The organism is Bradyrhizobium sp. CER78 (genome assembly GCF_029846235.1).
GTDB lineage: Bacteria > Pseudomonadota > Alphaproteobacteria > Rhizobiales > Xanthobacteraceae > Bradyrhizobium.
Map to the genome: position 1 here is coordinate 115,090 of NZ_JARVWP010000001.1, position 23,990 is coordinate 139,079.

General features: G+C 65.1%; 11 protein-coding genes. 2 read left to right on the forward strand and 9 right to left on the reverse strand.

Going from position 1 to position 23,990, the window contains the following annotated elements:
- Window positions 1-13: 13 nt before the first annotated feature.
- The 4 genes from QDT69_RS00510 to QDT69_RS00525 form a co-directional block, all read right to left on the reverse strand.
- Window positions 14-880, reverse strand: coding sequence for a branched-chain amino acid ABC transporter permease (locus QDT69_RS00510; protein ID WP_279704727.1), 867 nt, complete (start codon window positions 878-880; stop codon window positions 14-16).
- Between the two features lie 90 nt (window positions 881-970).
- The gene (locus QDT69_RS00515; protein ID WP_279704728.1) at window positions 971-2,185 is read right to left on the reverse strand and encodes an urea ABC transporter substrate-binding protein; all 1,215 of its coding nucleotides are present in this window, start codon (window positions 2,183-2,185) and stop codon (window positions 971-973) included.
- A gap of 58 nt (window positions 2,186-2,243) precedes the next feature.
- The gene (locus QDT69_RS00520; RefSeq protein WP_279704729.1) at window positions 2,244-3,239 is read right to left on the reverse strand and encodes an acetamidase/formamidase family protein; all 996 of its coding nucleotides are present in this window, start codon (window positions 3,237-3,239) and stop codon (window positions 2,244-2,246) included.
- Between the two features lie 18 nt (window positions 3,240-3,257).
- Complete coding sequence (locus QDT69_RS00525) at window positions 3,258-4,658, reverse strand: amidase (protein WP_279704730.1); 1,401 nt, start codon at window positions 4,656-4,658, stop codon at window positions 3,258-3,260.
- Between the two features lie 431 nt (window positions 4,659-5,089).
- Here QDT69_RS00525 and QDT69_RS00530 point away from each other — a divergent pair, with 431 nt between their 5' ends.
- Window positions 5,090-6,253, forward strand: coding sequence for a transporter substrate-binding domain-containing protein (locus QDT69_RS00530; protein ID WP_279704731.1), 1,164 nt, complete (start codon window positions 5,090-5,092; stop codon window positions 6,251-6,253).
- Window positions 6,250-6,837: an ANTAR domain-containing protein gene (locus QDT69_RS00535; protein ID WP_279704732.1), complete on the forward strand. Its 588-nt coding sequence runs from the start codon at window positions 6,250-6,252 to the stop codon at window positions 6,835-6,837. Before QDT69_RS00530 ends, QDT69_RS00535 begins: the two co-directional genes overlap by 4 nt.
- Window positions 6,838-7,120: 283 nt before the next feature.
- On the opposite strand, the gene QDT69_RS00540 is transcribed toward QDT69_RS00535, so the two are convergent.
- The 5 genes from QDT69_RS00540 to QDT69_RS00560 all read right to left on the reverse strand — a co-directional run bounded on the left by QDT69_RS00540 (window position 7,121) and on the right by QDT69_RS00560 (window position 23,983).
- Window positions 7,121-19,069: a filamentous haemagglutinin family protein gene (locus QDT69_RS00540; RefSeq protein ID WP_279704733.1), complete on the reverse strand. Its 11,949-nt coding sequence runs from the start codon at window positions 19,067-19,069 to the stop codon at window positions 7,121-7,123.
- A gap of 145 nt (window positions 19,070-19,214) precedes the next feature.
- Complete coding sequence (locus tag QDT69_RS00545) at window positions 19,215-20,210, reverse strand: FecR domain-containing protein (RefSeq protein WP_279704734.1); 996 nt, start codon at window positions 20,208-20,210, stop codon at window positions 19,215-19,217.
- Between the two features lie 87 nt (window positions 20,211-20,297).
- Window positions 20,298-20,801, reverse strand: coding sequence for an RNA polymerase sigma factor (locus QDT69_RS00550; RefSeq protein ID WP_279704735.1), 504 nt, complete (start codon window positions 20,799-20,801; stop codon window positions 20,298-20,300).
- Window positions 20,802-20,811: 10 nt separating this feature from the next.
- Entirely contained in the window at window positions 20,812-21,486 is a 675-nt protein-coding gene (locus QDT69_RS00555; protein ID WP_279704736.1) for a secretin and TonB N-terminal domain-containing protein, read from the reverse strand.
- A 208-nt stretch (window positions 21,487-21,694) separates the two neighbouring features.
- Window positions 21,695-23,983 (reverse strand): VWA domain-containing protein, encoded by a 2,289-nt coding sequence (locus QDT69_RS00560; protein ID WP_279704737.1) that lies wholly within the window; start codon window positions 23,981-23,983, stop codon window positions 21,695-21,697.
- Between the last annotated feature and the right edge of the window lie 7 nt (window positions 23,984-23,990).

Here is a 23,990-nt window from a genome sequence, read left to right on the forward strand (position 1 = left end):
CAGAAATTCCCGTCTAGCGCCCACGACGCACCAGCACGCTGGATAGCCCTTCAGGCAGCACACGTATGATCAGGATCACAGCAAACAGCATGCCGATCTGGCCGATGATCTGGCCGTAGCTCGCATTCAGCGCCATCCGGATCATCGCCAGGAACACCGCGGCCGGCGCAGTCCCGAGCAGGACGTTGGCGCCGCCGATCACCACGGTGACAAAGCTCTCGACCACGAAGGTTGCCCCCATCGTCGGGATCAGCGTCATGGTCGGCGCATAGAGCGCGCCGCAGAGTCCCGCGAGCGCGGTGCCGATCCCGAAGCTGATGGAATAGATCCGTCCCGTGCGCGCGCCGAGCGCCTTCGCCATCGCGGCGTTCTGCATCGTCGCCCGTGCGATCACGCCAAAGCGCGTCTTCATGAAGATGATGTAGAGCCCCGCCAGCACGGCCACTGCACAGAAGAACAGCACCAGGCGGTAGGTCGAGAACGTGTAGCCGCCGATCGCGAAGCTTCCCTCGGGCGTACCGATCCCGCGCACGGCGGAGCCGACGATCAGCAGCATCGACTGGGTCACGATCAGGCTGAGGCCCCAGGTGGCAAGCAGCGAGTCGAGCGGACGCTTGTAGAAGCGCCGCACGATCAGAAACTCGACGATCATGCCGATGATCCCCGCGGTCAGCGCGGCCAGGATCTGGGCGATCGGGAGCGGCACACCCAGATTTACGAGGCCGACGGTGACGTAGGCCCCGCACATGATGAACTCGCCATGCGCCATGTTGATGACGCCCATCATGCCGAACACGATGGCAAGCCCCGCCGCGGACAAGATCAGGAACGCGAAGACGTCGGCGAACTGATAGAATACCGAGAAGAGTTCAGCCGACATTCCGCTCTCCGTGATCACGACGCCGCATCATTGCGGCGCCGTCTCGGTTCGAAGTCGTGATCAACACGAGCAAGATTCGTGCCCGCCGCATCACGATTTGCTGGGAAGATGACTCGGCGTGTACTGATCCTTGTCGTTCTTCTTGGTGAGATCGCAGCCGATCTCGCCCAACCAATACGGCTGGATCGTTCCGTAGTCCTTCTCGACGGTCACCTCATGCTTGGGCCCGACCGAGATCAAGCGCATGCGGTGCGACGTATGCTGGCTCTTCGGATCGATGCAGACCTTGCCTTCGGGAGCGTCGATGCAGGCATCGCCGGACGCGATCACCTTGCGCATATCTTCGAGCTTGGTCGACTTCGCCTTCTCGACCAGCGCTTTGTACATGTAGAGCGCGTTATAAGCGTTGTAGCCCATGTCGTTGATGTAGAGCTCATCGGGGAACTTGGCGTGCCAGCGCTTTTTGAAGTCGTTGGCTTCGGGGGTGTCGATCTCCTCGAACCAGTTCGCGGTCGCATGCATGTTGTTGAGCGCCGGCGGCTTGAAGCGCTTGTGCTCGAAGCCGAGCATGATCTTGATCGAGGACCCCATCGGCAGGTTGAGATTGGCCGCGGCCGCCTGCTCGAAGAACGAGTCCTGCGCGGCGCCGACGTTGATCGTCAGCAGCCAGTCCGGCTTCGCCTTCTGGATGTTCTGGATCGTCTGCGCGAATTGCGAGACGCCGAGCGGGATGAACTCCTCGCCCACGACCTCGCCGCCGAGGTCCTTCATGATCTTCCGGTTCCACTCCGCGGAGATCTGGCCGAAATTGTAATCGGCCGCGATCACGTAGACCTTCTTGCCGAACTTCTCGACCATCCAAGGGATCAGGGTGGAGAACTGCTGCTCCGGCACCGCGCCCATGCTGACCATGCTGGCGTCGCAGACGCCGCCTTCATACTGGTTCGTATAGAAGTACGGCGTGGTGGTTCGATCGACGATCGGACGCAACGCCTCGCGCGAGGCCGAGGTGATGCCGCCGATCAGCACGTCGACCTTGTCGCGATTGAGCAGCCGGCGGCCGAACTCCTGATAGCGGGCGTTGTCGCCCTGCGGATCAAGGTGGATCAGCTCGATCTGCCGGCCGAGGATGCCGCCGCTCTTGTTGATCTCCTCGACCGCCAACTGCGATCCGTGCAGCTTCGGCATGCCCATGAAGGCGAGGTCGCCGGAGACGTCCTCCAGCAAGCCGACCTTCAGCGGCGGTTCTGCCGCCCGAGTGGCACCAATCGCCGCGGTCCCAAGCATTGCACCAAGCAAAGCCATTCCGACTATTCGCCCCGAATTCATCGCGATGTTTCCTGTCGTTGAATGATGTTGGAAGTCACGCCTTGAGGTAATTCTTCAGGATCGACGCCCCCATCGTATATTTGGGGTCGACCATGTTGCCGAGCCGCATGCGGCCGGCCTGGCTGAGCAGCATGTAGGCGTCGATTTCATCGAAGCCGTAATCGGCGCTCATCCAGCGCACCAGCTCGCGATAGGCGATCCGCGCTGCGTCCTCGAGCGGACGCGCACTGCCGATCGTCATGATGAAGTCGCGCGTCTCCAGCCGCGGCCAGGCAAAGCTCCAGTTCTTGATCAGGTCGATCTGCAGCGTCACGGTCGCGCGCTGTTCGAGTGCGACGCCTGAGAGCTCGCCGTCGCCTTGCGTCGCGTGGCAATCGCCGACATAGAGCAGCCCGCCTTCGGCATGCACCGGAAAATAGATGATTGCGCCGGGTGCGACGTCGGGCAGGTCCATGTTGCCGCCGTGATAGTCGGGTTGCAGCGAGGAGATCGCCTCGATCTCGGGCGACACGCCGATCGTGCCGATGAACGGCTCATAGGGCAGCGTGATCTTGTCGTTCCAGCGCACGCCGTTGCGGTCGACATGCAGCTTCTTGACCCGTTCGGGCAGCGGCGGATTGAGCAGTGCCGTCGATGCGGTGCCGACCAGACCACCGAACTCCGGAATGATGCAGGTGGTGCCGGCCGGCTGCGCGCCGCGGGTCTCGACGTCGCGGATATAGACCGCGAGGCAATCGCCCTTCTTGGCGCCCTTCACCGCGATCGGCCCGCATTGCGGGTTCAGGTAAGGGAAATTCAGCTTCGCCGTAGGGCTGTCGCTTTCGCTGGTCAGCACGCCGCCGAAGGCGTCTTCGGTCTCGACGACGACCACTCCGCCGGGGTCGATCGACAAAGTCGGCTTGGCATAGGGTCCATAGACGTAGTGGAAGCCGCCCTGCTGCTCGATCGTCAGACTATGGGTCGTGCCGGTCGCGCCCTTGGCGACAGCGCGCTTGGCCATGATGGAATTCTTCAACCAATCTTCGGTCATGCGAACGGCTCCTTAGGCTCAGATCGCGGGATGGCGCTTGTGCCAGTCGGTGACGCGCTGGAAGGCATCGCCCGCACGGACGAGGCTTGCTTCGTCGAAGTGACGGCCGACGAACTGGAAGGCGACCGGGCCGCCGTTCGGCGCGAAGCCGCCGGGAAGCGTCACGGTCGGGCTGCCGGTCATGTCGAACGGACAGGTGAAGCGCAGCAGCCCGGTGATCAGCGACGGGTCTTCACCGAGCGCCGCCATCTTGGCCAATGTCGGCGCAGCGAATGCCTGCGCTGGAACCGCGATCAGATCGACCGTCTCGAACAGCATCCGCACCGCGCCGCGGAACGCCTCGCGCCGCAGCACGATCTTCTGATAGTCCATGCCGGATTGCGCCCGGCCGAGATCGAGCAGGCCAGCAAGCGCCGGACCGTATTCGTCCTTGCGCGCGGGATAGGTCTCCTCGTGGGCAACGGCCACTTCGATGCCGCACAGCGGGAACCAATCCTCGATGACGGCCTTCGGATCGGGGAACGTGATCTCCTTGATCTTGGCGCCGAGGTCGGCCGCGACGCGCAGGCCTTCGCTGAGCACCTTGCCCGCAGCCTCGTCGGTGCCCTCGCTGGTCCAGCGCCGATCGACCCCGATCGACACGCCGCGCAAATCCCCCGTCAGGCCTGCGAGATAGTCCGGCACGGGCAGCGGCACGGAGGTGGTGTCCTTAGGATCCTGCCCCGCGATCACGGCGAGCATCGCGCCGCAATCCGCTGCGTTGCGCGCCATCGGACCGATATGGTCAAGCGTGGCTGCGAGTTCGAACGCGCCGTAACGGCTGACACGGCCCCAGGTCGGCTTTAGTCCGGTGATGCCGTTGGCTGCCGACGGAAAGCGGATCGACCCACCGGTATCGGTTCCAAGCGAACCGAAGCAAAGCCCCGCGGCGGTGGCGACGCCGGAACCGCTCGAGGACGCGCCGGACCACAGATCGGCATTCCAGGGATTCTTCGGCGGATCGATCTTCGGGTGATGGTCCGCATAGGCGCCCTCGGTCTGCTGCAACTTGCCGAGAATGATCGCGCCGGCATTCTTCAGCCGCGCGACGACCGTGGCGTCCTCGTTCGGCCGAAAGTCGCGGTGAATGGTCATACCGTGTGCCGCCGGCGCGCCCTTGGCCCAGCACAGATCCTTCACCGCGATCGGCACGCCGTGCAGCGGCCCCTTGATCTTGCCGGACGAGATCTCCTTCTCGGCTGCTGCAGCATCGGCAAGCGCTGCCTCGCCCATCACATGAGCGTAGCTCTTGAGCTTGCCGTCGAGTTGCTCGATCCGCCCGAGCATCGCCTTGGTCACCTCGACCGGCGAGAGCTTCCTGGCCTGGACTTGCTGTCCGATCTCAATCAGTCCGAGATAGTGAAGATCCGTCGTCGGCATCGTTTCTCATCCCCGCACTTGGCACCGCATTTGGCACGACGCAAGCGCAGCACTGCCCATCACCGCGCATACGCCTCCGGCTTGGCGACACGGACGTGTCGCCAATTTGTTTGGCGGCAAAAGCAAAAAGCCACCCGCCCCTCCGAAACGAAGGTGACGAATGGCCCAAATGCCGCGGCTATGATCTATCGCAAGGGACCGTGATCGAACGGAGCACTCTGCGCGGCGATCGGGACGTCATCGGCCAGATCGACGCACGCAAGGTTCGACAGGAAGCCCTGTAGGAGAAAATTCTAAGGAGGTGTGCAGCGCGTTGTCAACGAGGCTGGCTGCACAAATTTCGCAAGGTGCATGCGCAGCAAAACGGCATGACCTCTTGCACCGACCTCTGCGAAGATGATTTCCTTCGCAAGTTGCACTGAAAGTCGTCGATGACAAAGCCGTCCATTCCCGTTGGCATTATCTGCTCGCAGCACGGGCCCTATCAGGCCATGGGGCGCGAGATCCTGAAGAGCGCCATGATGGCGGTCGACGAGATCAACGAGCAGGACGAGTTCGACTTCGCGATATCGGCGCATGTCCGCGATCCCCGCGGCATCATTTCGGAATACCATACGGTCTGCGACGACCTCATTCGCAATGTCGGGGTCGAGCACATCATCGGCTGCTACACTTCGGCCTCGCGCAAGCAGGTGCTGCCGATCGTCGAACGCACCGATCGCCTGCTCTGGTATCCGGCGCGCTACGAGGGGTTCGAATGTTCCGACAACGTGATCTATGTCGGCGCCTCGCCCAATCACAACGTGCTGCCGCTGGTGCGTTATGTGCTCGACAATCTGTCGCGCGAGATCTTCTGTGTCGGCTCCAACTATGTCTGGACCTGGGAAACCAATCGCGTCACCCGCGAGCTGGTGACGGCGGCGCGGGGAAAGATCCTCGCGGAACGCCTGCTTGAACTCGGTGAGAGCGCGGTCACGCACATCGTCGACGAGATCGTGCGGCGCCGGCCCCCGGTCGTCTTCAACACGCTGGTCGGCAGCTCGAGCTATGATTTCATCCGCGCCTTCCATGCGGCGACCCTTGCGGCCGGTCTCGACATCCCGATGCTGAGCTGCAGCCTGTGCGAGCCGGAGCTGAAGATCGCAGGCCCCGCATCGGCCGGCTGCATCACGTCGTCGGCCTATTTCGAGAGCATCCGCCTGCCCGAAAACCAGGCCTTCGTCGCGCGCTGGAAGGCGCGTCACGGCGAGCACTCTAGCCCGTCCGTGGACGGGCAATCCGCCTATGTCGCGGTCTATCTGCTGGCCCGGGCGCTGCAACGCGCCGGCACATCCGACATCGGCGAGGTGCGGCGCGCCGCGGCCGGCCATCGCTACAACTCGCCGCAAGGTCCGGTCTGGATCGACGGCAGCAACAACCACTGCGTCCTGACGCCGCGGCTCGCCGTCTCCAACGCCGATGGACAGTTCGACATCTTCTGGGAAGCTGAAGCTCCAGTTAAGCCGGATCCCTATCTGACGCAGCTCGACATCGCCGCCAGCCCTGCAAGGGACGGAACGCTGCCGAATGCGCCGCATTTGCGGGTGGTGAAATGAGCAAGCCGTCGTCGTTTTCGCTGCGCGGACGCAAGGCGCTCGTCGCCATCAAGGACGAGCGCGACGCCACGATCGTCAGGCGCCAGTTCGAGCGTCTCGGGATCGACATCGTCACATGGGAGCCCGGCGCCGATATCGACTGCCGGCCGGACGTGACATTGATCGACGACGAGTTCCTGCCGCTCACCTCACCGGCGCAGCGCGCCTCGCTTGGACGAAGCCCGGTCATCGCCCTGCTCGGCACCGAGACGCCGAGCCGCCTGAAGCTGGTGCTCGACCTCGATCCGGCCTCGTTCCTGGTCAAGCCGCTGCGCTCGGCCGGGATCTATGCCGCGCTCGTGCTGGCCTTCGAACGCCGCGAGCGCACCAACGAGCTCAAGCAGCAGGTCGTCAAACTCGAACAGCGGCTTCGATCGCGCCGCGTCGTGCTCGCCGCGGTCCTGCAGATCATGCACACCCATGCGCTGGCCGAGCCGGCCGCCTTCGCGCTGATCCGGCGCGCCGCGATGGAGCAGCGCAAGACCATCGAGGAGCTCTCGGCCGAGATCACGGCCAACGGCTCGCTGCCCCGAGCGGCCGGTTAGCCGCCGCAGGTGCGCGCTGCCAAAATATCGAAAACAACCCCATGCAAAGGAGCCGGCCGCTGCGGGCGTTCGACAGGGCAACTTGACACGTCGGGCAACTCAGGGGTATATTTCTAATATTCCGAAATCGTGCAAGCGCCGCTCGCCGCGAGATGAAGCGGAGCCTGGTCGATTCAAGGTCAGGTCATCGCACGTCAGCTCTTTGTTTGAGCATGATCTCCGCGCAAACGCCTTTGGCGTTTGTCGCGAGGGAAAACCGCTTCGCACTTTTCCGGATCATGTTTTAGTTCACAACCTGCCGCCGCTCTTCCGGCGTCAGCTTCTTCATCTGCTCCGCGCTCAACTGGCCGTCGCCGATCACCTGAAAGGCGCTGTTCGGATCGTACTGGCTTTGCTTGTCGTTGCCGCGCCGCTTCGGTTCATCGCTGCCGTCACCGCCGCCATAGCCGAGCACTTCGACGATGATGACGGAGGGCTGCTCGTTGGTGCTCGGCGGCGGCACGGCGGCTTGCTTGGCAGCGGCTCCCGCCGTGTTCGAGGCTTCGCTCAGGGCGCCCATGTTGGGTGCCTGGACCTGCGGCACGCCGATCACGCCACCCTGCGCCTGAATGTTGGCGGCGTTGACGATATGCAGCGCTGCGATGTTGACGAAGCTCGAGGCGCGGATGCCGGCCTCGCCCGCATCGACGGTGCCGAGCGGCGCGATCAGATCGACCGTGCCGCGCGGCACCTCCGGGATCGGCTGCAGCGTCGCGATGCCGGCGCCGCTCGACGGCACCACCGGCGATATCGTGACGTTGCCATAGCTGTCATAGGCCCGCTTGGGCGGCGTGTAGATCACCGTGGTCTTGGCGCCGCGGCCGGCGTTGATGTCGCCCTCCGCCGACCAGATCACGATATTGCCGCCGAACGTGGTCATGATGCGCGACAAGCCCATCAGCACGCTGCTCTGCGAATAGATCTGGATGTTACCCGCGCCCTGCGTGATGAGGCCCGCGTCGGCGCCCGGCAGCAGCCCCTCGGTCCCGATCGTGACACCACCACCCGGGGTGAGGAACTGGATGTCGCCACCGAAATCGGTGTGAACGAAGCCGCTTTGAATGGCGTAGTTCGGCTTGCCCGGCGTGCCGGTTGCGGCGGTGATCATCGTGATGTCGCCACGATAGGCGGACGGATTCGGGAACAGCGCGGCGATCGCCTCGCGCCCACGCAGATAGGAGCCGGCGCGCGGACCACCAGTCTGGTTGTATTCGCGCCCGCCCGCGGTCAACTCGGCATAGTAGACCTGGCGCAGGAAGATGCGCTGCTGCGCGTCCGGCAGTGCAAGGAAATAGCCGAGCGAATCCGCCTTGGTGCCGCCATAGCCGAAACGCTCCGTGAGCCAGTCATAAAGCTCGTCGGCGTAGGTCTTCGCCACCTTGCCGTGCTGCTCAGCAAGCGGTCCCGCACCAGCGAGATTGTTCGGGTCGAGATAGAGCTTCGCGAATCCAGCCCAGTCGACTTGTCCAACACCGACTTCGCCCGCGCCGACGCCGGCCTGCATGACGACACCAGCACCGGGCCGCTTGTCGCCGGCGGCCAATGCTCCGATGCTTTCAACCGTCGCGGTCGACCCCTGATAGATGTTCTTGCCTGCCGTGATTTCGAGCGTGCCCGGGCCGGCAATCGTCAGGCCCCCCTTCTCCCCGGGAGAGCTCGCCGGCACGCCTGCATAGATGATGCTGCCACCGGCCGCGATCGTGGACACATCGTTGGCGTCGCTGTGCAGGATCAGGCCCTTGATATCGACGATATCGCCGCCGGCAAGCATCCGCAGCGGCCGCGCGGCCTGGTAATACACGCTGTTAACGGTGCCGTTGGCGTTGGTCTGGCTCTTGTTGAGGATCCAACCATACGTGATGCCCGTGACGTCGCCGTTCACCGCATAGATGCGCGACAGATCGCTTTGGACCGGCACCGCCCTATCCTTCACCGTGTTTGCATCGAAGACGAAGGGCTGCCCGCCGCTGCCGTAGGAGTAAACGGGCAGCCCGCCGCCCGGTTGATCGTCCACGGACGTATAATCGGCCCAATAATTGGACGCGGTGATCGTCATTCCATCGCCCAGGGTCGCCCAGGCCGGCCTGAACGGCGTCGCCAGAGCCGACATCGGTGTCATCAAGAGACCGGTCTCGTACGAGTCGCCCAAGATCGATCCTTGCGCCAGCACCTCGAGCGTCCCGCCCGGTGACGGCAGCAGCAGTCCTCCGCCGGGGTTATAGATGGTGCCGTTCATGGCGACCGCCCGCATGATCGAGGGCAGGAAGCGCGAGGTTGCCGGGCTGCTGCCCGGTGCAAGCGAACCGCCCGCGGCGAGCATGTTGACGGCGGTCGTGCCGGTCCACAGGGTGAACCAGCTTGCAGCCTCGTTGCCGTCACTGGCGGCAGTCAAGCCTGTGACGCCGACACGCCCCGGATCGAGAATAGTCCCAACCGCCAGATCTCCACGCGCACGAAGGTCAATGACGCTGTCGCCGGGTGCGAAATCGCCGCCACTGAGCTTGATCATCGAGTAGGACGTCAGCGGATTGATCGGTCGCGGATCAGCCGTGTTGCGAACATTTGTCGCGGTCAGGCTGCCGAAGTCCCCGGTCGCGATATCCATGCGCCCGCGCAGATCGACGAATTGATTGCCGCCGGTGCCGATATTGCCGGTCTTCACCGAGAGCGTACCGCCGCCGGTCTGCACAAGGCTGCCATCGGCCATCACACGGCCGCTGCCGCCGACGGCAACGACGACGCCGCGGCCTGTGTCACCCATGGTGCCCCCCGCTTGCACCGTGACATTGCCGCCGCCGAGCGTGCCGAGGCCGGAGAAGGCGGACAGCCCCAAAGACAAGATGCTTGGGTCCCTGATTTGATCGACGGTATAGCTGCCGAAATTGATGCCCCAGGCGGTCCGCTGGCCGATCTCCGAGCCACCCTGGCGCCATAGCCAGGATCCGATCTCGGTCGATCCCAGCCTCAGCGTCCCCTTGACGTCGCCCTGCGTCACGAGCAGGAAATCGCCGCCGTGTTCGGGGTAGTACATCCGCTCCGGGCCAAGTGTCGGTTCGTAGTTGGCGTTGGCGGAGCCAAGCAGGGTGCCGTCGGTCAATCGGCCCCGGCCGAGGTTGTAGGGATCGTTCTGCGCCGTCCCGGTCTCCCTGACCGCGGTGCCGGCCGTGTAGACGCCGAACGAGGATTGCTGGTCGTAATTGCCGCCAGCAAGAATTTCGAGATCACCGGTGCCGGTACGCAGGACGCTGACGCCGACCGTCGTCGGCTTGTTGATCGTGACGTTGAACGGATCGTTCAACACGACATTGCCAGATCCGGCGAGCGCGTCGGCGGTCTGCAGCGATCGACTGTCGGCGCTCGCAAGATCGGCGCCACCCACCAGCCGGAACGACCAGGATTGCGTGCCAGGTGCGAGCATCGGGGCGATCGCCCAGACTTGGCGATCGCCGGGCCCGATCAGATTGACGTTCGACATGTTGGCCGGCAACACCGTGCCTTTGGGAAGCGGCGTATCGGCAGCGAATGTGTACCCCCCGAATACATAAAGGCTGGCACCCGCCGGCAGCCTCAGCGGCTGGAGAACCAGACTGTTGAACGTATTGATGAAGGCCGGCCCGGTAAAATAAACGCCTTTTTCGAACACGGTGCCGGCCGGAAATTCCGTGTTAGTCAGCAGCGTATCACCTGGATTGTAGGTCCTATCCGGCGTGATGATATGCCCGCCGTTCAGCTTCCTGGTCTGAACATTGGGTCCTCTGACGGTGAAGTCCTCCGCCAAGGTGACCGTGGCGGGCAGTGGATGTGCGGCACTCGGGCTCAGCTTGACCGTGCCGTCAGCGAGATCGAGCTCCATGTTGACTGTGGCACTGGTCGGTATGGTCGATCCACTGCCGATGATCACACCATCCGTCGTAACGGTGTAGGGGGACGTCAACGTGCCGGTGGCAATCACCGTCACCGCATCTGGCGAAGCGGGCGGTGGCGCGAAACCATCATTGATGCTGCCGTTGATCTTGAGATCGCTCGCGGCGCGCACCACGAGCACGCCCGGCTCGCCGGAGCCGCGCACCGCCGGATCGGCATTCGGCCCGTAGCGATAACCGGAGAAATCCAGATCGCCCTTGGTCGACAGGCTGCCATCGGACGTGATGGCGACGCCCGGCCGCAGATGGAAGGCGGAGCCATAGGCCGCGAGCCCGGAAAGGCGGTTCTGCAAGTCGCTGTTCTGAAGCGCGGAGTTGATGAACTGCGTGCTGTCGACATGCAGACCGTCGAGATAGCCCTGGTCGATGGTGCTGCCGCCCGGAAGGTCGTAGGTGCGGAAACCGTTCAGCGCGATGCCGCTCGCACCGCGGACGTTGAGCGGGCCGCGCGCGTCGATTGCGATATCGTTGGCGCCTGCGCCATCTCCGCCGACGCCGCCGCGGCGCGGCGCGCTGAGCTCCAACTTGCCGCGCGCGACGCCGTCCGGCGACGTCATGTCGATGGTCGCGCCCGCGGCCAGCGTCATGGTGCCTTGCGTGGTGGTGAGTTCGACACGCGCCATGTTGTTGGGTTCGATCGCCGCGCCGTAGCTGTCGGTCTGGAGCACGTTGCCGTGGACATCGAGCACGGCATTCGACGCGAGACTGAGATCGCCACTCGCGGACAGGCGGATGGTGCCGGGCTTCGCCCCGCTGGCGTCGATCCTGCCGTTCACCGCGAGGCTGCCCTGATCGACCGAGACCGTGACATAGCGAGCCTTGACGCCATCACCGATGACGAGGCTGCCCTGGCGGAGATCAAAGCTGCGGGCGTAGAAGAAACCTCCATCGTTGAGCTTGGCGTTCAGCGCGGCGAAATCGCCGAAACTCTGTGCCGCTACCGTGAACTGGCCGCTATCGAAATCGCCCGTCGATGATCCCTTGAGCGTACCGGCGAACGAAACCTGCCCATGGGCGGCGTCGATGGCCTTGGCCGAGATCGAGCCCGCCGCGTTGTTCACGGCCGAGACATCGATCACCGAGCCCGCGTTCTGGATGATATTGCCGTTGGTCGAGCTCAGGATGAGATCACCGCCCCAGCTGAACTTGGTGACGTCGAAGAAAGCGATGCCGCGACCGGAGAGGTCGACGGTCGCGTTGGCACCGAGCACGACATCGTGTGTCGCATTCAGCGTCAGCTTGCCGGAGGGCAAGGCGAATGCGGTGTCGACAAAGACGCTGTCGCCGGTGAAGGAGAGCGTGCCGCCGAGATCCGTCACGCCGTGCGTATCGGCGGAAGCCGCCCCCGCCGGCGCGATCAGGCGCAAGGCAGCGCCCGCGCTGACATCGAGCTTGGACCCATTGCTCGCCGTGATCAGCGGGGTCGCGATGGTCAGCGCGCCACCCTGCACGGCGCCGGTGCTGTCCTGGGTGAGCCCCACCTTGAGCGTGCCATCGCTGTTCGAGGTGATGCGCTTCGCCGCCGTGAGCGTGACATCGGAGAAGCCTAGCGCCAGGCGGCCCAGCGTTGCGCCGTCGGTCGGCTTGCTCAAAGATGCGTCGAAGCCGAACAAGATTTCGTTGGCCGTGATGGCGAGATGCCCCGATCCGGTGCCGGGCCCGCCGGGCAGGACGGCGCCGGGCACCTGGTTTCCGTATGGGCTCGCGACAGTGCCGCTGCCCGTGCGGATGCCGTTCCAGACCAGCGTGTCGGCGGTGATGCGGGCCGTGTCGCTCGCGGAGCCGAGACCATAGATGGCCGGCGTATTGAGAACGAATTTGAGAGAATCGGACGAAGACCCGCCCTGGCGCGTGGTGTCGAGGTCGACGCTTCCGATCAGATTGAAGGAGCCACTTGCCGTGATGATGAGTTGCTCGAGCGCGGGCGTGCCCGCAGTCGTAGAGGGCCGCAGCAGCTTGTCGAGCACGCCTTGGGTGAGATTCCAGCCCGTTGGCAGTTGGCCTGCCGCCTGCGCCGCAGCAAGCGCGGCCTCGGTGCCGACATTGACCTGCTCCTGCGTGACGTTGAGGTAACGTGCGCCGAAATTGACGTCGCCCATGGTGAGCCCGCCCGGCGCGGCGAGCACCACACTGCCGTCGGTGAGCAGCGAGGCACCGCTGGCGATGCTGATCTTGCCGGGTCCGACAGCATCCAGGAATTGGAACCAGCCATTGGCGACCGCGAGCACGGCCGGACTGTCGGCGGGATCTGCGGACGAATAAGGACCGATGTTCGAATAGACGTAGCCGAGCGTCGAATCCACGATCCCATTGCCAAGTCCGCGCGCATCGATCGTCGCGCCGCCCGACATGCTGATGGCCTTGGCGACCAGGAAAACCTGGCCGGCACGGATGGTGGCGCCGTCGAGCAGATTGACAGCCGCGGTTCCCCCTGCGTCAAAATAGATCTTGGCGCCGGTTCCCGGATTGTCCTCCTTGTAGAATGTACTCGTGCCGCCCAACAGCAGCGTCGGAGCCTTGAAGGCATTGATGTCGTCGCTCGATACGGACGTATGCCCGGCAATCGGCGCAGCCCCTGACGCCGTGATGTCGAGCACGGCGGGACCCGACGAGCCGAGCAACGGCCTGACGATCAATGCACCGTCAATGCCGCCGTTGGCGCCCTCGAACAACGCGGTGCCGGCGAAGGACAGCGATTTGCTGCCATCGAGCGGCGTGCGAAGACCGATTTCGAGCACCTTGCCATCGTCCGGCAGGCGAGGCCGGAAGCCGCCGAACTTGGCCGCCTGCGCACGTGCGAAATCGGCATAGCTGGTCTCGTTGTACTGCGAATAAGACCGCATAGTCTGGCCAGCGGTGAGGATCACCCGCGTCGGGAACGTGTCCAGAATCGCCGTATTGGCAACTCCGAGATAGCCCGACGTGACGACGGAGCCGTTGCCTGCCGCCACCGGAGCCACCATGGTTGTTCCGGTCGCGCCGAGCTCGACGCGATAACCGCCCGGCAGCAGCGCATAGCTCGAGGGCAGCAGCGTGTAGGTGCCCGCAGGCAACCCCAGCACCCCCGTGGAAAGCGTGATCTGCTGGCCGATCGCGGGATCGCCGGCGCCATTGCTCGTGATCGCCGCCGCATAGTTCGCCGCGTAACCGGGCAGAATTGCGTAGACCTTGTTGCCGGTCGCGCTGTAATTGTTGATCGGGTTGGCGTTGACGAGCGCTGTCTTCAGCACGTCGACCGAGCCGCCCCGGCCGGAGATGAACCCCGCGCCGGTCAGCGTCCCGCCGCCGGTCAGATCGATCACGGCTCCGGCCTCACCCACGAACGATGTGGCACCGATCGAAATGCCGCTCGCGACCTTCGTATTCCCCGAAATATCAACAATGGAGGCGCTCGCCAGATTGAGCAACGTGCCGTCCGCGCCTTGATAGGTGATGCCGTCCGAAGTCCCGCCGAACGGCATGATCAGGCCGGCAGCGCTCGCGGAAGTGATGCTGCTGCTGCGGAACGTGACATGTGGATCGGGTAAACCATTGGCATACGCTTGAACGTAATTGTCGAACCAGATGCGCCCCAGCGGCGCGCGAACGACTCCACCCTGGTCGATGTTCGAGGCAATGAAGACCAGTTCGCCAAAGACCGAAGCCGGCACCGCCGGCGTCGTGTCGTCATTGCGGCGGATGACGAGACGGGCATCCGGATCGTAGCCGGTAGCCAACCCGTCCGGACGAAGCCCAACAATGATGGTCGCGACTGCGCCGCTCAAGGGATAGATCTGGTCCGCAGTCAGCGCGAGGTTCTCGACATCGAGACCGCCATTGCCGAACCGGATGTCGCCCGTGCTCTGCAAGGTGACCTGGTGAAAGCCGCGCGCATCGACGGGGAGACTGACGGGACGTCCAAAATTCACGTCTCCGCTGCCCTGACTGCCGGTGGCTCCGAACTGGACCTTGCCATAGACGTCGATCAGATCGCCGGAGATCGTGAAACTGCCGCCGTCCGACGGATTGCGGACGTGAAGATCGTTGATCCCCGGGGAATAACCCACCTGCGCTTGCGCCTTTGCCGCGTCGTAGACGCCATCGAGGCGAACATAGGATGCGGACAGACGTATTGTGCTGTTTGGTGTATCGGGCACGGCGGCAATGACGCCGCTGGACAGGTGCAGGCTGCGCGACAGGCTGAGATCGACATTGCCGTCAAAGACGAGAAGATCGCGCGTGTAGAGCGAAAGCGATCCAAAGCCGCCCTTCTGGATCTGGTCGACGCCGATGACCGCCCGCCCGTATTGCATGGCCGGATCGGCCTCGCCGGGCAACAGATCGGCGCTCAGGCCACTGCCTGGGGCGCTCTGCACCAGCGTGATGTCGCGCGACCGCTGGAAAGCCGCGGGCAGATCGCCCACGGCATACGGCGCGTTCGCATTCGGCTGCCCCGTTGCATAACCACGGCTCGACATGGTCAGGTTCAGCGAACCACCGGACGCGCCTCTGCCGCCGGCCGCGGCGCGCATGGTGCCGTCCAGCGCCATGCCGAAGCTGGAATACAGCGAGATCGTCCCGCCATCGCTCGCAGCAAATGTCGAGACATAGGTCCTGCCGTTCTGGACCGGCACCACCGCTGAGGTACCCGACGCATCGATCAGCGCGCCCGGGCGAACGATCACGAAGGCATCGCTGCTAACCGGATAACCGTCCGCGTCGAGCCCTCCAGTGCCGCCTATGCTGATCGTTCCACCAGCCGGCACCGCTGCGTAGGAAACCCCGCGCTCGTCGCGCCCGACCGCGTCGCGCGCCGAGACATCCAGCACCGCGTCGTCGCCGATCCAGAACGAACGCGTCAGCCCGAATTCGCCGTAACCGGAATTGTACCTGTTGTCGCCGGGGGCGTCCTGCAGGCTCGTGATCAGGATGTTGCCGGCGGGCGCCTTGATCGTGCCGTCGATCACCGTCTGACGATTGGCGTAGATCGAAACCGAACGCCCCGGATCGACGTTGATCGATGCGCCCTTCGCCAGCGTGAAATCATGCAGGCTCCAGAACGTCACGTCGGCGCCGACGCGCTGCGTGGCGCCATGCGTGAAGGAATTCACCGCGAATGTCGGCGGCGTCCAGAGCGTCGCGGCATCCGCGACGAGGCTGCCGCTCGGCGCGCCGAAGCTGCCCTGGGTGAAGCGATAGACCGGCACCTCGGCGTCCACGCGCGTGCCTTCGCCGATCCGGATGCCGGTGTTGCTGCTGATGTTGTAGGCCGTGAAGCCGGACTGGAAGAGCGCGGGATCGAGCACCAGCGCATCGGCCATGGCTTCGCCGATCGCGATCTGCTGGCCGGCGTTCAGCGTCAGCGTGCCGCCGCCGGTGAAGCCATAGGCACGAATGGTGCCGTCGAGGATGAGCGAATTGGTGAAGAATTGCGTCCAGGCCAGATGCGAATAGTCGTTGGCGACCAGGTTGACATTGCCGCCCTTGCCGCCAATCGTCTTGCCGGTCGTCAGGATCGCACCACCCGAGGACACATCGATCAGTGACCCGCTCGCAAGCGTGATGCCGCCGGTCGTCGAAACGGTGAAGTTGCCGCCATCGACATGCGCCTGACCGGATACATCGGCCCCGGTCAATCCGTTGCTCCACAATCCGCTGAGATCAACGGCGACGTTCTGGCCGATCGTGACCTGCGCCTTGCCGTTCGTGTCGCTGAGCGCCCACCATTGCTCGTTCTGGTTCTGGCCGAGCAGCGCATGCATGAGATTGGTCAGCGTCACGCTGCCGCCATGCGCCGTGACGTTGGCGCCGATATCGACATGTGGTGCTGCGAAGATCACCTGCGCGCCGGGCGCAAGCTCAAGCGGCGCCTCGACCAGGATCTGCTTGCTGCTCGCAACATTGAGCCCGCCCAGTTTGGCGGCACTGAGCGCGTCCGAGTTGAAGAACGCGGTCCCGATGCGATCGTCGGGCAAGACCGACGTGACGTTCAGCGCGTCGGATATCGCGGGGGTCCGGCCGAAGGCGACCCGCGCCGCGGATGCATCGGTGAGGCCCAGTCCCGAATAGCCACCGAGCGCGAGCTTGCCCTGGAGCGGGGCGACATTCTGCGACAGCTTGTAGCCGTCGGTCGTGCCATCAGGCCGAGCCGTCGTCTGGCGTGAGCTGGTGACGACGTCAGCGACGATATCAGCCTCGAAGACCGCCGTCGGCGTCGACAGGATGAGAGAGCCGGCGTCGCGGCCGACGGTGTAGCCGTCCTCCCAGCGGGTCGTCACGCGGGCCTTGCCGAACGGGCTGGTCCAGACCTCGGTCAGGTTCGGTGCAACGTTGCCGCCGAGCTTGTGCTCGCGAATGAAGCCGGCGCCAAGACCGTAGAACTGCATGTCGGCGCGGGCCTGCCCGACGCTGTAGAGACGACCGTCCGCGCCAAGGAAATTGGTGGTCCTGATATAACCGCCCTGGTAACTGACGGAGCCGCCGGAGACGTCGAACACCGCCCCCTTCTGCGCCACGACTTCCTGCGCCGACAGCGTGACGGTGCCGCCAACCGCGGCCCATTCACCGATCCGGTGGGCGGTATTGGCGAGATAGCCGGAAACCTCGAGCAGCCCACCCGGCGTGTAATAGCGGTCGGTCGCATAGCCGCCGGTGCCCGCCGGCACCCGCACGAGGTCGCGGGCGTCGATCCAGACATCCGCATTCTTCAGATTGTCCTGGTCGCGGTTGACGGGCGAGTCGCGCAGCTCGTTGCCCTGCACGTTGATCAGGAGGTTGTTGGTCGACATCGGCAGCAGCACGCCGCGCACGCCCGAGACGTCGATAACCGATCCGCTCTCGGCGAACACGCGGTGGCTGGCGCTCACCGCGACCTGGCCGCCCTGCGCCTGCGTGGTCGAGCCGGCCTTGAAGTTGACGGTGCCGCCGCTGACGATCTCGATACGCCCCTGATCGAGCCGGTCGGATAGCTGCGAAAGATTGTCGAACTGGGCGTTGGCGACCGGGGCGTGGGTGAAGGCCTTGGAATCGGCGACCAGTTGGCTGCGTTGGCTGTCGAGCGCGGTATCGCTGCTGTTGAGCTCGGGCAGGATCGCGGTCAGGCTGCCGCTGGCGAGCGTGATGCTGCCCGCAGCATCGGAGGCCGCGTTCAGCAAATGGATCGTGCCGCGGGTGTTGACCGAGGTGGTGGCGACAAGCGCCCCCTCCTGGCTGACGCTGCGGCCCGCGAGCGTGATGTCGCCCTGCTGGGCGAAGATCAGGCCGGAGTTGCCGACGGCCGCGATCGCGTCGCGCACGATCGGCGCGATCTCATTGCCGCGCGTGGTCGAGCCCGGGTTGACGTCCGTGCTGTAACCCGGCCGCAGCAGAAAGTCGTTGCCGGCCGCGAGCTGCACCTGGCCTCGCGGCGCGGTGATCGAGCCGGCATTGCTGACCTCGGTCCCCATCAGCAGGACGAATCCGCCGCCCTGCGTCACCGAGGACGGCGGGTTGGTCGAGATCAGCGCGCCGGCCTCGACCCTGACCGCACCGCGGGCATCGGTGAAGCTCGGCACGTATTGGCCGCTGGCCTGTTGCGCGTAGATGCCGCTTCTGAGGAACTGGGTGTCCGTAATGCCGGCGGTCGAGGCGATCAGCGCGCCGACATTCACCTGGCTCGCACCGCCGAAGATGATGCCGTTCTGGTTGATCACATAGACCGCGCCGTCGGCCTTGATATTGCCGAGGATCTGGCTCGGCGCCGTACTGCCGACCACGCGGTTGAGCGCCACCCAGTTCGCATTGCCCTGCTGGTCGAAGGTCAGCGTGGTCCGCGCGCCGACGTTGAACGAGTTCCAGTTGAGGATCGCCTGCGCGCTGGTCTGCGCGATGCCGACCTGGGTCTGGCCGGCGGCATCGACCGCCTGCGTCGGCGCGTTCGCACCCTGCCAACCCGGCGCCGCCTGCAGGCCGCCGAGGGCAAGGCCATTGGGTACGGCAACCTGCGGCAGCGTCACCGAACGCTGCGAGGTCTGCGCCGCGCTGCGTGCCGCGTTCTGCAAGCCCTGGATCGCCTGAATGGCGCGCGTGGCCCGCGCCATCGCGTCCTGGCCCTGCTTGGCAGCCGCCGCAGCATCCTGCGCTGCCGACTGCGACGCTGCCATCGCTGCGGCCGACGGTGACACCGTCCAGCTCGACCCAAACGGGCGCGCGACCACCGGCGTGCTGGCCAGCAGCGCCACGACGCTGACGCTGCCAAACAAAGCGGTGCGAACCGTCGCGCGGGATAGGGACCTGGAGAGGCGGGGAACCATGGGATCGCTTTCTTGCGCCGGGCGACGACAGCCGAACATTTTGCGTCTCAGCGCCAGCACCGAGACCCTCGCGGCTGAGACGATCCCGAACGGCGCGACCCGCACGCCGGATCGGAATTTTTTTGCCGTCCCGCCCGAAGCCTCCTCAGCTCAGCAGCACAATGCCGCCGGGAAGCGTTTTCGCCTTGACACCAAAGGCTTGCTCGAGCTGCACGAGAACCTCGTCGATCCGGTCGATATGGAAGCGGCCATTGATCAAATGGGCGTTCAGCCCGGCATTGACGATGAAGATCCGGCCCGATCGGTACCTGTTCACCTCTTCCACCACCTTGGGCAGCGGCGTGTAGCGGAAGACGAGCAAGCCCTCTTGCCAGGCCGCTTCGACGGCCGGATCGATCGCAACGAGATCGCTCATGCGCCGCTCGTCGTAGGCGATCTGCTGCCGCTCACGAACGGTGCGGGCATTTCCCTGATGCTCGACGCAGACCTCGCCGCCGAGACAGGTGACGCGCACCTCGGCTCCGAGATAGCGCACGTCGAACGAGGCTTGCGTTGCAACCGTTTGACCACTCGACGCAATCACGGTCACCGGTCTCGACTGTTGCGGGCTCGTCGCAATCGACGCCTGCCCGGTGATCAACTCGATCCGGCTGCTGTCGCCATGGTCCGGGCGCAGCGCGATGCTGGTCCTTGTGTCCAGGTTGATCGACACGCTGTCGTTCAGCGCAAGCTTGCGCTGCTCTCCCGTTCCCGTCCGGTAGTCCGCAGCAAGCTCGGACCATGACGGCCAGAGCTCGAGCGGAGGACGCAGCGTCACCGCTCCGACGGCCGCGGCGGCGGTCGCAAGTCCACCGCCGAGCACCAGCCTGCGGGTCATCACGCGCCTTGCTTCGCCATCGAGCAGCGCGCCAAGCGATGCAGGGTCATAGCGGAGATTATGGCCGGCGCTGCCGACCGTCTCCCAAAGCTTGCTTGCCTTCGCAAACGCAGTCGCATGGGCTGCGCTCTGCTCGCGCCACATCTGGAATGCATCGGCGTCCTCGACCGTCGCGTCGCCGGACGTCAAGCGCCTGACCCAGGCATGTGCTTCCCGCTCCATTGCGCCGAGCCCCATCGTCGATCTACCGCCTTTGCTGGTCATGCAGGCTTGCCTCGCAGCGCCCCCCGCCTCCGCAGCCGGGTCGTCCGCTTGTCCATTTGACGTTCGCCATAGCCATCAACCGCACAACTATTTTCCGAGCTTCAGCGCGCAATGTTCCTGGGCGAGGCGGAGTTCCTTCTCGACCAAGCGCAGCGAGACCCCGAGCCGGCGGGCAATTTCCCGCTGCGGCATGCCCTGGAGCCGTGCGGCCAGCAGGATGACCCGGCGGCGCGGCGTCAGCTCCGCGATCGCCTTCTCCAGGGCCTCGATCTCGAAGCGAGCCTCCGCAATCTGACCCGGCCCCGGCGCATCGTCCACAATATGGAGCAGATCCTGAACCTCGTTGTGCGCGAGGCGCCGCTTCTCGGCCCGCTGCCGGTCCATTGCGACGTTGAAGGCCATCCGGAACAGATACGCGGCCGGGCTTTGCACCGCCCCCGCCACTTCGGCCCGGTCGAGGCGCACATAGGTGTCCTGCAACGCGTCGCTGGCAAGCTCCGCCGAGCCCAGGCGACGGCTCAGCCGCAGCTTGAGGTCATCGTAGCGGGCAGCCAGGAAGCTGCGGAGCATGGTCCGGTTTGCGTCGCTCATCCCGGCACGCTCAGTTCGCCCCGCCGCTGGTGCGGATTGCGTCAGTCCCGGCGCAGTCCTGCGTCTGTTCCGGCGGACGCGGCGCAACAACCATCGTGAGGGGTTGCGCGATGCCCGGCGGCGGCGCCTCCGTGATCCTCAATCCACGAAGCGTCGTCTCGATCGCTCCATCGATGCGGTCATCACCCGTCTTGCTCAAAAGCCTGGTCTGTTGCACGGATCCCGTCGGAGCGATCCAGAACTGCACGGCGATCCGGTACCGCCCCGGCCGCAACAGGCTGTCCCTGCAGAAGGCGTCCCGAATGCGCTCCTGCACCTGCGCATAGTAGCGAGCCCGAATGACCGGATCGCCTTTCTTCGCATCGACGTCAGACGTCGGCGGCTGGCCGGCGGCCGGAGACGAGGGCACCACCACCAGCGCATTCTCCGACGTCAGCCGGCCGACCAGGCCGGTGCCATCGAGCAGGATCTGCAAGGCTTCGGACGGCGCGAACACGCCCCTCACCTCGCTCGAGCGCCGGCCGGTCGCAAGCCGCGCGTCATAAAGCACCTCGCGCCGCGCCGTGGCGCCGTAGCTTTCCAGCGCGGATGTCAGGGCTTGAGACGGAATATCGAAGGTGATGCGCGCCGCCGAAGCGTTCGGGCTCTCTTGTCCCATCGCGTAGTCGGCGCCGGCGCCCAGCATGCAGAGGCAGATCAAAACGCACAATCGACAAGCGTCTGAGGGGCGCCCTGCCCGGCCCCTCGAAAGATATCCAATGCTCATCGTGTCCGCGTCGATTGTTCCCAGGCGGGCCGCTGTGTCCAATCTGCAACGTTAGCGTCGAAGTGTGACAGCGGTGCGTAGGCGTGCGGACGACGATGTCGGCCGGGCTCCGTGACGGCAGGACCCTTTATTTCTTCAGTTCAGCGTAGAGCTGCATCACCCGGTGCGGCAACACCTCGATGCGCGGCACCCGGAGCGCGTAGCGCTCGCCGAAAATGCGATCGAGCTGGGGAAACCTGTGTTCTCCGACACCGAAGGCAAAAATATCGGTGCCGCGGCGCCGCAATTGCTGCGCGGCCCGGCGCGCGTCCTCCACCAGGTATTGCGGATCGGGCACATCGACATCGGACGGCTCGCCATCGGTGAGGACCAACAGCACCTTGCGGAACGCGCGTCGTTCCGCGAGGTAGCCCCCGGCATGGCGCAAGGCCGCGCCAAGCCGGGTGGAATGGCTGCTGCTAAGACCCGCGAGGCGCGAACGCACGACGGCATCCATCGGCTCGTCAAAACCCTTGATGCGCAGATAACGCACGCGCTCGCGGCCGTCTGAGCTGAAACCATGCACCGCGATCGCGTCATTGGCGGCCTCGACAGCCGCCGCCATGATCGCGGCCGCCTTGCGCTCGACGTCGAGAACCGTCCGGCCGCGACGGTCACGGTCGGCGGTCGATTGCGACAGGTCAAGCAGCAGCAGAATGGCAAGATCGCGCGGTCCCGGCGCATCGCGCTGATACACCCTGGGCTCGCTGACGCTGCCGGCGCGCCGCTCGATCGTCAGCGCGATCGCCGCGTCGATATCGAGCGCCTCGCCGTCGCGCTGGCCCTTGTGCCTGATCCGGCGGCCGATCGAGGCGTCGCGAGTTAACCGCGTGATCCAACGGGTCGTCTCGGTGTCCGCAGGCAGATCGAACGGCTGCGCGGAGACGGCGGCATCAGCCTCCAGGATCGTCGTCCAGTCCGCTCGCTCGGTCCGCGCGGCGTAGTCCCATTCCGGATAGGTCGCGACCGGAAATCCGTCCAGCAACGTGACCACGCTGGCCTTCGCGCGCAGCGTCTCGTCCGGCCTTGCGTTGTCGTCGGTGGACTGTCCATCGGCGTCCTCGCGACGCTCCATACGTACGGAATCCACCGCAAGTTCGATCGTCTCGGTCGGACTGTCCGGCTGATCGCCAAAATCCCACAGCGCCAGATTATCGTCGCGGTAAGCGGGCTCGACGACGTAGCTCTTGGAATTGAATTGCAGCCGCATCTGGCCGATGTCGTTACCGAGCAGCCCGCCGATCTCGCGGCTGATGGCGGGATCCGTCGAGCGGCCGGCGGCATCGGCAAACAGCCGACGTCCTTTGGTCACCCACGCATCCGGATCCCGATAGTCCGGATCGATCAGTGCCCGCGCCAATCGCATCATCAGTCCGGCCGCGGTTGCCTGGCCGGATGGCGTCGCGCTGTGAAACGGCAGCCACAGCCGGCGCAGCCCCGGCATCTCGCGAAGCGCCAGCGTCTCGACCCTGGCATCCTCGATCAGCGAGACCAGCGCGATCTGCAATGCCTTCAGCCGCCCCACGGGAAAGCGGACGGCGGAATGCACGAGATGGGCTCCGGCATGCGCGACCGCCGCGAGATAGATGCTGTCCGCCGCCTCGCCCGCAAAGCCGGGAAAGGTCTCGGGGAGCCCGATGAAGCCGGCAGCGAGCGAGGTGCGCCGCGGCACCGGCGTCGGTGCGATGGCAAGCTTGCGGAAGCGAGGCTTTCTGTTCCAAAGGGCGATCGTCGTTGCAGCGAGGCGTTTCTCCAGCCGTGCAAAATCATCGCCGGTCCGCCCCACCGCGAACAGCCGCACCGAAAGCGGATCATCGAGCGCGAAATAGGCGCGCCGGCGCGATGCGCGGCCGCCGCTCGCGCGCAGGCCTGCGGAAACCCAGGCGGAAAAGTCCGCGCCACCGGCATGCGCCAACAGCGGCTCCAGCCGGCCGATCGCAAGGCCGACCGATTCCGGGCCTGCATCTGCGAGTTGGCCAAGCGCGGCAAGCACGGCGGTGAGTTCTCCAGCACCGGCAAGCCGCGGCAGTACCTTGGACAGTTCGATCAGCAACGCATGAGCAGCACGGCTTCCGGCGCCGCGGCCGATATCCCCGGCGGCGCGCCCGATCGCGATCAGATCATCGGTCGATCGCTGCGCGGGCCAATGCTCCGACAGCCTCAGAAAACCTAACACCACGGCATGGCCAAGATTGGCCCCGAACAGGTCGTGGACAGCCTCATCCCAGGCCGCGAGGTGATCGATTGATCCTGCGCGCTGCAATGCGGCCCGCGCCGCCTGCACGGCCGAGCCGATCTCATCATGGCCGCGCAGGAGTGCCGCAAGCCGGCGTCCGGATCGGAAGCTATCGAGCGAACTGATTTGCGCGACCGCCACCTGCGAG